9 protein-coding genes are annotated in these 10,478 nt (G+C 74.3%); 4 read left to right on the top strand and 5 right to left on the bottom strand.

The features are described from left to right. Positions 1 to 91: 91 nt before the first annotated feature. The 3 genes from ABZ385_RS32300 to ABZ385_RS32290 form a co-directional block, all read right to left on the bottom strand. A complete protein-coding gene (locus ABZ385_RS32300) occupies positions 92 to 631 on the bottom strand; it encodes a DUF2165 domain-containing protein (RefSeq protein ID WP_358914109.1) in 540 nt (179 codons plus the stop codon). 177 nt (positions 632 to 808) lie between these two features. After that, positions 809 to 1,498 carry a copper homeostasis protein CutC gene (locus ABZ385_RS32295; protein WP_358587272.1) on the bottom strand — a complete coding sequence of 230 codons (690 nt, stop codon included), beginning with the start codon at positions 1,496 to 1,498 and terminating at the stop codon, positions 809 to 811. A gap of 196 nt (positions 1,499 to 1,694) precedes the next feature. Then, positions 1,695 to 4,010 carry a heavy metal translocating P-type ATPase gene (locus ABZ385_RS32290; RefSeq protein ID WP_358914108.1) on the bottom strand — a complete coding sequence of 772 codons (2,316 nt, stop codon included), beginning with the start codon at positions 4,008 to 4,010 and terminating at the stop codon, positions 1,695 to 1,697. 209 nt (positions 4,011 to 4,219) lie between these two features. Here ABZ385_RS32290 and ABZ385_RS32285 point away from each other — a divergent pair, with 209 nt between their 5' ends. Then, on the top strand, positions 4,220 to 5,221 hold the full coding sequence (locus ABZ385_RS32285) for a hypothetical protein (RefSeq protein WP_358587268.1): 1,002 nt from the start codon (positions 4,220 to 4,222) through the stop codon (positions 5,219 to 5,221). A gap of 42 nt (positions 5,222 to 5,263) precedes the next feature. On the opposite strand, the gene ABZ385_RS32280 is transcribed toward ABZ385_RS32285, so the two are convergent. Together ABZ385_RS32280 and ABZ385_RS32275 are read right to left on the bottom strand one after the other, a co-directional pair. Further along, on the bottom strand, positions 5,264 to 5,923 hold the full coding sequence (locus ABZ385_RS32280) for a CatB-related O-acetyltransferase (RefSeq protein ID WP_358587266.1): 660 nt from the start codon (positions 5,921 to 5,923) through the stop codon (positions 5,264 to 5,266). A 223-nt stretch (positions 5,924 to 6,146) separates the two neighbouring features. Continuing rightward, positions 6,147 to 6,830, bottom strand: coding sequence for a maleylpyruvate isomerase family mycothiol-dependent enzyme (locus ABZ385_RS32275; RefSeq protein WP_358587264.1), 684 nt, complete (start codon positions 6,828 to 6,830; stop codon positions 6,147 to 6,149). Positions 6,831 to 6,977: 147 nt separating this feature from the next. Between ABZ385_RS32275 and ABZ385_RS32270 the strand changes: the two genes are divergently transcribed. The 3 genes from ABZ385_RS32270 to ABZ385_RS32260 all read left to right on the top strand — a co-directional run bounded on the left by ABZ385_RS32270 (position 6,978) and on the right by ABZ385_RS32260 (position 10,471). After that, on the top strand, positions 6,978 to 7,652 hold the full coding sequence (locus tag ABZ385_RS32270; protein WP_358587262.1) for a hypothetical protein: 675 nt from the start codon (positions 6,978 to 6,980) through the stop codon (positions 7,650 to 7,652). Positions 7,653 to 7,737: 85 nt separating this feature from the next. Then, the gene (locus ABZ385_RS32265; RefSeq protein ID WP_358587260.1) at positions 7,738 to 8,808 is read left to right on the top strand and encodes a GNAT family N-acetyltransferase; all 1,071 of its coding nucleotides are present in this window, start codon (positions 7,738 to 7,740) and stop codon (positions 8,806 to 8,808) included. Positions 8,809 to 9,235: 427 nt separating this feature from the next. Continuing rightward, entirely contained in the window at positions 9,236 to 10,471 is a 1,236-nt protein-coding gene (locus ABZ385_RS32260) for a Cmx/CmrA family chloramphenicol efflux MFS transporter (protein ID WP_358914107.1), read from the top strand. The last annotated feature ends 7 nt before the right edge of the window (positions 10,472 to 10,478 follow it).

Below are 10,478 nucleotides of genomic sequence, written 5' to 3'. Positions count from 1 at the left end.
GTATCGGGGCGACCCTCCGCCTTGCGAGCGCACGCACCAGACGCCGCCAGGCCCGCCCTGCGGGCGGACGACGCTACTTTCGAAACACGCCCTAGTCCGCAGGCCCCTTGGCGCCGTCCGGCGCGGCCCCCGCGGCGGACGGCAGCAGGGTCACGAGCAGCGCGAGGCCCGCGAGCGTCACGACGCGGGTCGCCGCGTCCAGGCCGTTCCAGTCCTCGGACTGCCACATGGCGAACCACTCGCCGCCGACGCCGATGAAGCCGGCGCCGAAGAGCAGCAGCACCATCAGGAGACCGGCGGCGCCGACGCGTTGGGCGCGCCGGTGATCCGTGCGGCGCCGCAGGACCCCGGCCCACAGGACCGTCGCGGCGACGAGGAGCAGCGCGGCGACGCTCTCCCACGCGATGATCGCGACGTACGCGGCGTCCTGGAGCGCGGTGGACTCCACCGCGCGCCACATCAGGTCGTCGTCCTTGAAGGTGGTGTCCATCGCGAGGACATGCCGGACGAACTGCTGGTTGGTGCCGAAGTCGGTGATGTTCCCGAAGGCGACGAGGGCCATGTAGAGCGCGACGGTCCCGATGAGCAGCGTGACGGCGAGGGGCAACGTACGACTGGCATGAGCGTTCATGAACTTCCCTCCCTCAAACCCCAGTTGTACCTCAGCGCCCCCGGGCGCGGGAAAGGCAGGGGCCCAGCGGAGACCCCCCAGGGGCGCGGGGAACTGCGCGCTCAGCCCCCACAGCCCGCGGCGAAAGAACCGGACCGCACCCACCACCGCAGCCCCCCCGTGACGCCCACGGCGAGTTCACGCGTCGACCGCCGCCCGCCACCGCTCGACCGCCCCCGGCGAGACCGGCTGCGACCAGCCCCCGGGCCGTGCCGCGCCGCCGATGTGGAACGCGTCGATGCCCGCCGCCTTCAGGCGCGGCAGGTGGTCGAGGCGCAGTCCGCCGCCCACCAGGAGCCGGGGCCCGTAGCCCGGTTCGTCCCGGCGCCCCGCCTCGGCGAGCAGCGTCGGCAGACCGTCGTCGACCCCGCCCGGGGCGCCCGCCGTGAGGTAGGTGTCCAGGCCGGGCAGGTCGGCGAGCTGCTTGCGCAGGGCGTCGCGGTCGGCGGCGCGGTCGATGGCCCGGTGGAAGGTCCAGGGGCAGCCGTCGAGGGCGGCCACCAGCGTCTCGACCGCGCCGAGGTCGGCGCCGCCCGCTTCGTCGAGGAAGCCGAGGACGAACGCGTCGGCGCCCTCCGCCCGGAGTTCGCGGGCGCGGCGCACGAGCGCGTCGACGTCGCCGGCGGCGAACCCGTCGGCCAGTCGCAGCATGACGCGCAGCGGGATGTCGACGCGGGACCGGATCGCGGCGAACGTCTCACGCGTCGGCGTGAGGCCGTCCGCGGCCATGTCGGTCACCAATTCGAGGCGGTCCGCACCCCCGGCCCGGGCGGCGACGGCGTCCTCGGCGTCGAGGGCGATCACCTCCAGGACTGCACGCTTGCTCATGGCTGTCTCTTCCCTCTCGTCGGGGGCCTTCTCGTCGGCACCCCTCTCGTCGGGGTCCCGGCCCACACGGCCCGTACGGGTCACACGGCCCGCACGGGCCACACCGTCACACAGGTCTAGTCCAATTGACCAGCCTACGCGCAGAACACCCCGCCCGGTCACCCCGCCCGGCCCCCTCAGGCCACGCCCGGGCCCGTCAGGCCAACGGCTGGAACCCCCGCAGCCGCAGGCTGTTGCCGACGACGAAGACCGAGGAGAAGGCCATGGCCGCCCCCGCGATCATCGGGTTGAGCAGGCCGGACGCGGCCAGCGGCAGCGCACCGACGTTGTAGGCGAAGGCCCAGAAGAGGTTCGTCCTGATCGTGCCCAGGGTCCGCCGGGCGAGCCGGATCGCGTCGGCCGCCGCCCGCAGGTCCCCCCGGACGAGTGTCAGGTCGCCCGCCTCGATCGCGGCGTCCGTGCCCGTGCCCATGGCGAGGCCGAGGTCGGCCTGGGCGAGGGCCGCGGCGTCGTTGACGCCGTCCCCGACCATGGCCACCGACCGGCCCTCGGCCTGGAGCCGCTTGACGACGTCGACCTTGTCCTGCGGCATGACCTCGGCGATCACGTGCTCCGGGGAGATGCCGACCTCCGCGGCCACCGACTCGGCGACCGCCTTGTTGTCCCCGGTGAGCAGGATCGGGGTCAGACCGAGCGCCCGCAGCCGCGCGATCGCCTCGGCGCTGGTGTCCTTCACCGCGTCCGCGACCTCCAGGACCGCCCGCGCCTCGCCGTCCCAGGCGACCGCGATGGCCGTACGCCCCGCCGCCTCGGCCTGCGACTTGGCCCGCTCCAGCTCCACCGGCAGGTGGATCGCCCACTCCGCGAGCAGCTGTTCGCGGCCGACCAGGACGGCATGCCCCTCCACGACGCCCTGCACGCCGAGGCCCGCCACGTTCGCGAAGTCCTCCGGGGTGGGCAGCGCGCCGACCCGCTCGGCCGCCCCGGCGGCGACGGCGCGGGCGATGGGGTGTTCGGAGGAGTGCTCCAGGGCGCCGGCGAGACGCAGTACGTCGACGGCCTCGGTGCCGGGGGCGGTGTGGGTGGCGAGCAAGGTCATCCGGCCGGTGGTGACGGTGCCGGTCTTGTCCAGGACGATGGTGTCGACCTCGCGGGTGGACTCCAGGACCTCCGGGCCCTTGATGAGGATGCCGAGCTGGGCGCCGCGGCCGGTGCCGACCATGAGGGCGGTCGGGGTGGCGAGGCCGAGGGCGCAGGGGCAGGCGATGATCAGGACGGCCACGGCGGCGGTGAAGGCGGCGGTGAGACCGGCGCCGTTGCCGAGCCAGAAGCCGAGGGTGGCGAGCGCGAGGCCGATGACGACCGGCACGAACACCGCGGAGATCTTGTCGGCGAGGCGCTGGGCGGCGGCCTTGCCGTTCTGCGCGTCCTCCACGAGCCGCGCCATGCGGGCGAGCTGGGTGTCGGCGCCGACGCGGGTGGCCTCCACGACGAGCCGGCCGCCGACGTTGAGGGTGGCGCCGGTGACGGAGTCGCCCTCGCCGACCTCGACGGGCACGGACTCGCCGGTGAGCATGGAGGCGTCGACGGCGGACGCGCCCTCGACGACCCTGCCGTCCGTGGCGATCTTCTCGCCGGGCCGGACCAGGAAGCGGTCGCCGGTCGTCAGCGCGCCGACCGGGACGGTCTCCTCGCGGCCGCCGGCGCGCAGCACGGTGACGTCCTTGGCGCCGAGCTGGAGCAGCGCCTTGAGGGCGGCGCCGGCCTTCCGCTTGGAGCGGGCCTCGAAGTAGCGCCCGGCGAGGATGAAGGCGGTGACCCCGGCGGCGGCCTCCAGGTAGATGTTCCCGGCGCCGTCGCTGCGGGCGATGGTCAGTTCGAAGGGGTGGGTCATGCCGGGCGTGCCCGCGCTGCCGAGGAACAGGGCCCACAGCGACCAGAGGAACGCCGCCGAGGTGCCGACCGAGATCAGCGTGTCCATGGTGGCGGCGCCGTGCCGGGCGTTGGTGAAGGCCGCCTTGTGGAAGGGCCAGGCGGCGTAGGTGACGACGGGCGCGGCCAGGGTGAGGGAGAGCCACTGCCAGTACTCGAACTGGAGGGCGGGGACCATCGCCATGGCGATGACCGGCACGGAGAGCAGCACGGCGGTGATCAGCCGCTCGCGCAGCGGCCGCAGCGCGTCGTCGGCCCGCCGCTCCTCGCCGTCCGGGCCATCCGGCTCGGGCGCGCCGTCCTGCCGTACGGGCGCGGGCTCCTGGGCGGTGTACCCGGTGGCCTCCACGGTCGCGATCAGGTCCTGTACGGAGACGTCCGCGCCGCGGTAGCTGACCTTGGCCTTCTCGGTGGCGTAGTTGACGCTCGCCTCGACGCCGTCCATGCGGTTGAGCTTCTTCTCGATCCGGGCGGCGCACGAGGCGCAGGTCATGCCACCGATGGCGAGTTCCACTTCTGCGGTGGCGGCGGGAGAGGCGGGGGAGGCCGCCTCGGGGGTGCCGGGAGTGGTGGTGGACATGTCTGCGGGCTCCTCGGATCGTGGGCGAGAGGTGCGATACCGGGCCGGGGTATCCGTCGTACGAGATCCTTTATACCCCTGGGGGGTATCGGACGCAAGGAGCGGACGAAGCGGACCAGGACTTGACGCCATACCCCTAGGGGGTATGGTCGAAGGCATCGAGTCCGTCCGACCGGAACAGCCGGCCGGGGATCACTCAGGGAGTCGTCATGAACACCGGACTGAAGATCACCGCATTCGCCGCCGCCGTCGCCGCGACCTTCGGTACGGCGTACGGGGTGGGAAAGGCCGTCGACCCGGTCACGGACAAGGCGCCGGCGGCCCGGCACGGCGGACACGGCGGCGACCGGCCGGAGGGCGAGCAGGCGCACGGCGGGGAAGAAGGCGCGGCACACGCGGGCCACGGAAAGCACGAGGAGCGCGGCGCCGCCGTCCCGGGCGGCCTCCAGATCTCCGAGCGCGGCTACACGCTGGACCTCAGGACCTCACGGCTCACCGCGGGCCGCGAGCAGAAGCTGCGGTTCGCCGTCGTCAAGGACGCCACGGGCCGCGAGGTCACCGCGTACCGCGCGCAGCACGGCAAGGAGCTGCACCTCGTCGTCGCCTCCCGCGACCTGACCACCTACCGCCATCTGCACCCGGTCCGGGCGGCGGACGGCACCTGGTCCACCGAGGTGAAGCTGCCCGAGGCGGGCGGTTACCGCGTCTTCGCCGACTTCCGCCCCGAGGGTGCGAAGGAGGGCCTGACGCTCGGCGCGGACCTCGCGGTGGCGGGCGACTCCAGGTCGCGCAAGCTGCCCGCGCACAGCACGACCGCGACGGTCGACGGGTACGACGTGACGCTGAAGGGCGAGCTGCGGACGGGCGCCGGCGGCGCGCTCACGCTGAACGTGGCGAAGGACGGCGAGCCGGTCACCGACCTCCAGCCCTACCTGGGCGCGTACGGCCATCTGGTGGCCCTGCGCTCCGGGGACCTGGCCTACCTCCACGTCCACCCGAACGGCGGGCCCGGCGACGGGAGGACGGCGGCGGGCCCCGGCGTCTCCTTCACGGCGGCGGCGCCGAGCCCGGGCGCATACCGCCTGTTCCTGGACTTCAAGCACGACGGGAAGGTCCGCACGGCGGCGTTCACGGTGCACGCGAAAGGCGCCGACCGCGCCGGGGCGGACACCGGTACCGCCCCCGGGACGAGCGACGGCCACCGGCACTGACACCCGGTGCGGGGGCGGGCGCCGGAAAGCCCCTCCCGAAGGTCAGTCGGCCTTCGGGACCGCCGGGTCCGTACGCGGTGCCACGGCCGCCAGTTCGTCCACGCTGCCCGACATGACCGCGCGGATGTGCCGGGTCAGGTGGTCGGCCGGCCAGTCCCACCAGGCCAGTTCGAGCAGCCGGGCGATGTCCTCGTCGCCGAAGCGGCGGCGGATGAGCCGGGCCGGGTTGCCGCCGACGACGCCGTAGTCCGGCACGTCGTCCACGACCACCGCGCGCGAGGCGATGACCGCGCCGTGGCCGATCCTGACGCCCGGCATGACCGTGGCGCCGTAGCCGAACCACACGTCGTGGCCGACGACGGTGTCGCCCCGCCCCGGCAGCCCGGTGATCAGGTCGAAGTGGTCGCTCCACGACCCGCCCACGATCGGGAAGGGGAACGTGGAGGGCCCGTCCATGCGGTGGTTGGCGCCGTTCATGATGAACCGCACGCCCTGGCCCAGTGCGCAGAACTTGCCGATGACCAGCCGTTCCGGGCCGTAGTGGTAGAGGACGTTGCGGGTCTCGAAGGCGGTCGGGTCGTCGGGGTCGTCGTAGTAGGTGAAGTCACCGACCTCGATCAGCGGTGACGTGACGAGCGGCTTGAGCAGCACCACGCGCTCCTGCCCGGGCAAGGGGTGCAGCACGTCCGGATCGGCGGCCACGAGAGGTCCGGGCGCCCCGGGGGACACCGGGGAGCCGGAAGACCCGGAAGACCCGGAAGTCCCGGAAGTCCCGGCAGACGCAGGGGAGTCGGACGATGCGGCGGACGCGGCCGAACCGGAGGACGCCGAGGAACCGGAGGAACCGGAGGAACCGGGGGACGCCGAGGAATAGGGGGACGCCGAGGAATCGGGGGATGCGGGGGTCATCCCCCCATGATCCTCGTCAGCCGAACACTGTCAGCTCCTTTTCCGTGGCGCCCGCCAACTCGTACCGCGTGCCCGTCAGCGGCCGTCCCGCGCAGATCCGGATGAGGGTCGGCCCGTCACCGATGTAGCGGGCGGGGGGCCGCCGGCCGTCCGTGGCGCCGAGGACCAGCGGCTCGTCCCGGCCGTCCACGTCCGCGTGCACCGCGAGGCCGGGCGCCGCCGCGCTGAACCCTCCCCTGCTGAACTGCCCGAGCAGCGTCAGCGCGTCCCCGAGCCCCTCGCCCCCGTACGCCCCCGGCTTCCCCCACGCCTCGCGGACGTCGCCGGCGTGCACCCATTCGCCGAGCGCGACGCCGTCCAGCCTCCCCTTGGCGGCGGCCATGACGGGCCCCGCCTCGGTCATGCCGCGCTCCAGTTCGTCCACGACGCGGGAGTGGGACCAGTCGGCGCGTTCGGCGATGTCCCGGTCGTTGCTCTCGGCGCTGAACACGTCCTCACCGAACCGGTTCTCGACGACCCGCATCAGCGCGGAGCCGCAGTGCGCGAGCACGTGCCGCACGGTCCAGCCGGGGCAACAGGTCCGCACGGCGTACGCCTCGTCGGGCGCGGACCGCAACAGGGGGATCAGGGCGTCGCGCTCGGCGAGCAGGAGCCGTCCGGCGCGCTCGGGCTCATATGTCTCTTCGGCAGCAGTGGTCATGCCGGAAGCCAACCCCCAGGGACCCGCACCTGGCAATGGCGCAGCGGCACCCACCCGGCCCGGCCCGCACGCAGCCAACCCCACCCCGCCCCCCAGGGATACCCCCAGGGATACCCCTAGGGGGTACAGAGGGGCTACCCTCCCCCCATGGCCCACGACGAGACCGCCGACGACCCGAACCGCGGCCCCGCGCTGCGCGACCGCTGGCTCGCGACGCTCCTGCGCGCGCAGGACACCGACCGCTGCGTCTACGACCCGTACCGCTTCGCCGACGACCTCCTCGCCCGCTGGGCCGAACCCCAGCGCCGCTACCACACGACCGCCCACCTCACGGCGGTCCTGGACCACCTCGACACCCTGGAGGACCACGCGCGGGACCCGGACCTGGTCCGGCTCGCGGCCTGGTTCCACGACGCGGTGTACGCGCCCGAGCGCTCCGAGAACGAGGAACGCTCGGCCCGCCTGGCCGAACGCGCCCTGCCCGAGGCGGGCCTGACGCCCGCCCAGACGTCCGAGGTGGCCCGCCTGGTCCGCCTGACCGTCACCCACGACCCCGCCGAGGGCGACCACAACGGCGAGGCGCTGTGCGACGCCGACCTGGCGATCCTTGCGGCAGCCCCGGACGCGTACGCCGCCTACGCCGCCGCCGTCCGCGAGGAGTACGGCTTCGTGCCGGACGAGGTGTTCCGCGCGGGCCGGGCGGACGTCCTGCGCCAACTCCTCGCCCTGCCCCGCCTGTTCCGGACCCCGCACGGAGCGGCCCACTGGGAGGCACCGGCGCGCGAGAACCTCACGACGGAACTGGCGCTGCTCGACGCCTGAGGATCGGCGCCCGCAAATCGACCCCGGAAAGTGGACGCCGGAAAATTGCCGGGCGCCGCCGCGCGGGACTCCGTACGCTCCTCGCATGCTGCTCATGGGTGGGGACAGGATCGACGAGGCCGTCGCGCACGCGACACGGGTGCTGCGCGCGGCGGCGGACCGCGACTGGGAGGTGAAGGCGGGCGGGCTCGACTGGAGCTGTCTGCGGACGGCGGAGCACGTCACGGGCGCCCTCATGGGATACGCGAGCCAGTTGACCGGCCGGCCCACCGAGTCCTACCTCCCCTTCGAGGTCACGCTGGACGAGGACACCGACCCCGAGGGCGCGATCCGGGTGATCGAGGCGACCGGCGGCATCCTCGCCTCCGTGGTCCGCACGACACCGCGCGGCGTCCGCGCCTTCCACCCCTACCCGCAGGGCAGCGCGGACGCGGCGGGCTTCGCCGCGATGGGCGTCGCCGAGATCCTTCTCCACACGTACGACATCGCGCGGGCGCTCGGCGTCGACGCGGAGCCGCCCGCGCCGCTGTGCGCGGCGGTGCTCGGGCACCTCTTCCCGCACGTGCCGCCGACGGGGGGCTCGCCGTGGGAGGTCCTGCTGTGGGCCACGGGCCGCGGCGAGCTGCCGGGACGCGCGCCGCTCACGCACTGGCGCTGGCACAACGCCCGCTCCCTGCCCGCCGGGGAGCTGGCGCTGCGCGAGGTGACACCGGCGGCGGCCATGGACCTCGCCGCGGGCGGCACGGGCGGGCTGACCTGGCTCGAAGGCGGCCCGATGGAGGGGACGCGGGTCGGCGCCGGGAAGCTGGCGGAGGGTTACGTCGAGGGGCTGCACCGGCCCGAGTGGGGGATGTACGCCCTGGTCCGCACGGAGGACGAACTGGCCGTCGGCGCGATGGGGTTCCACGGGCCGCCGGACGACGAGGGCCGCGTGGAGGTCGGCTACGACCTGGTGGAGGCGGCCCGGGGCAACGGCTACGCCACGACCGCCCTGCGGGCCCTCACGCGGTGGGCCCTGACCTACCCCGAGATCACCGTCATCATGGCCCTGACGGACGCCGACAACACCCCCTCCCAGTCGGTCCTCACCCGCGCCGGCTTCACCCGCCTCCCCGACCGCACCCCCCACCGGGCCTACGAACTGCGCCGCCCCTGAGCGCAGTCCCGACCAGCCGGCCGCCCACCACGTACTCACCCCCGGCCGAGCCCACCGGACGGGAGCCTGCCGGGCACACGAACTAGACCGCCCCGAGCCACCACCCCGCCCGACGGCCACCCAAGAGCCCACCACCTCCGGCCGGACCCACCCGGAGGGCCCGCGAGGCCATAACGCCTCCCGAGCCGTGGCGGCCGCCGAGCCGTAGAGCCCGCCCGGGGTCGTGCCTGGCCCCGGGGACCCGCCCCTGGCCCCGACCTCGGCGGCGTCCTCAAGGCGCCCTCAAGGCGCCCGCGCCGGGCGGCACCTCGGCGGTTCGGCGGGGAATACCACCGCGCCGCTCGCAGCCCCGCAGGGAATGCTCCGCGCCGCCCCGGTGTTCTCGCCAGTCATGCCGCCGCTCTCCGCTCCGCCCCGCGCCGCTCGGATGCCCATAGCCGTGTACATGCTCGGCCTCGCCGTGTTCGCGCTCGGCACCAGCGAGTTCATGCTCTCCGGCCTGCTGCCCCCCATCGCCGACGACATGGACGTCTCCATCCCCCGCGCGGGCCTGCTCATCTCGGCCTTCGCGATCGGCATGGTCATCGGCGCGCCCCTGCTCGCCGCGGCGACCCTGCGGCTGCCGCGCCGGACCACCCTCATCGCGCTGATCACCGTCTTCGGCCTCGGCCAGGTCGCCGGCGCCCTGGCACCCTCGTACGAGATCCTCTTCGCGTCCCGTGTGCTCAGCGCGCTGGCCTGCGCCGGGTTCTGGGCGGTCGGCGCCGCCGTCGCCGTCGCGATGGTCGACTTCGGGCAGCGTGCCCGTGCGATGGCGGTGATGATCGGCGGCCTGTCCATCGCGAACGTGCTGGGCGTCCCGGCGGGCGCCTTCCTCGGCGAGCACTTCGGCTGGCGCTCGGCGTTCTGGGCGGTCGGCGCGGCCTCGGCGGTCGCCCTCGCCGGTGTCCTGACGCTCATCCCCCGCATCCCGCTCGCCGCCGAGCGCCCGCGGCTGCGGAAGGAGCTGTCGATCTACGCCGACCGCCAGGTCTGGCTGTCCATCACGGTGACGGCGCTCGCGGCGGGCGGCGTCTTCTGCGCGTTCTCCTACCTCTCGCCGCTCCTGACGGATGTGGCCGGCCTGTCCGAGGGCTGGGTCCCGACGGTCCTCGGCCTCTTCGGCGCGGGCGCCCTGGTGGGGACGGCGATCGGCGGCCGGGTCGCGGACGCGCACCTCTTCGGGGTGCTGCTCAGCGGCATCGCCGCGTCCACGGTCTTCCTCGCCTCGCTGGCCCTGTTCGCCGCGACCCCGGCCGCCGCGATCACCCTGTCGTTCCTCCTCGGGGTCTCCTCCTTCTACACGGCCCCCGCGCTGAACGCCCGTATGTTCGAGGTCGCGGGCGCCGCCCCCACCCTGGCGGGCGCGACGGCGACGGCCGCGTTCAACCTCGGCAACACGGGCGGCCCCTGGCTCGGCGGCACGGTCATCGACCTCGACTTCGGCTACGCGGCCACGGCGTGGGCGGGCGCCGCGATGACGGCGGTCGCGATCGCGGCGGTCGTGGTGTCGCTGCGCCTGCACCGCCGGACCCCGAGCCGCGTGATCACCGCGTCCGCCACCACCGTGCCCGCCTCCCCCGATCCGGCCGAGGATACCACCAAGGACGCCTGCCGGAACTAGAGTTGGC

This window comes from Streptomyces sp. NPDC005898 (assembly GCF_040629635.1).
Taxonomy (GTDB): domain Bacteria; phylum Actinomycetota; class Actinomycetes; order Streptomycetales; family Streptomycetaceae; genus Streptomyces.
This window is presented reverse-complemented; position numbering and strand designations above follow the sequence as displayed.

What these genes read in the sequence shown, in the direction of transcription:
- ABZ385_RS32300 (WP_358914109.1), bottom strand. Translation starts at nt 631, where the DNA reads ATGAACGCTCATGCCAGTCGTACGTTGCCCCTCGCCGTCACGCTGCTC.
- ABZ385_RS32295 (WP_358587272.1), bottom strand. Translation starts at nt 1,498, where the DNA reads ATGAGCAAGCGTGCAGTCCTGGAGGTGATCGCCCTCGACGCCGAGGAC.
- ABZ385_RS32290 (WP_358914108.1), bottom strand. Translation starts at nt 4,010, where the DNA reads ATGTCCACCACCACTCCCGGCACCCCCGAGGCGGCCTCCCCCGCCTCT.
- ABZ385_RS32285 (WP_358587268.1), top strand. Translation starts at nt 4,220, where the DNA reads ATGAACACCGGACTGAAGATCACCGCATTCGCCGCCGCCGTCGCCGCG.
- ABZ385_RS32275 (WP_358587264.1), bottom strand. Translation starts at nt 6,830, where the DNA reads ATGACCACTGCTGCCGAAGAGACATATGAGCCCGAGCGCGCCGGACGG.
- ABZ385_RS32270 (WP_358587262.1), top strand. Translation starts at nt 6,978, where the DNA reads ATGGCCCACGACGAGACCGCCGACGACCCGAACCGCGGCCCCGCGCTG.
- ABZ385_RS32265 (WP_358587260.1), top strand. Translation starts at nt 7,738, where the DNA reads ATGCTGCTCATGGGTGGGGACAGGATCGACGAGGCCGTCGCGCACGCG.
- ABZ385_RS32260 (WP_358914107.1), top strand. Translation starts at nt 9,236, where the DNA reads ATGCCCATAGCCGTGTACATGCTCGGCCTCGCCGTGTTCGCGCTCGGC.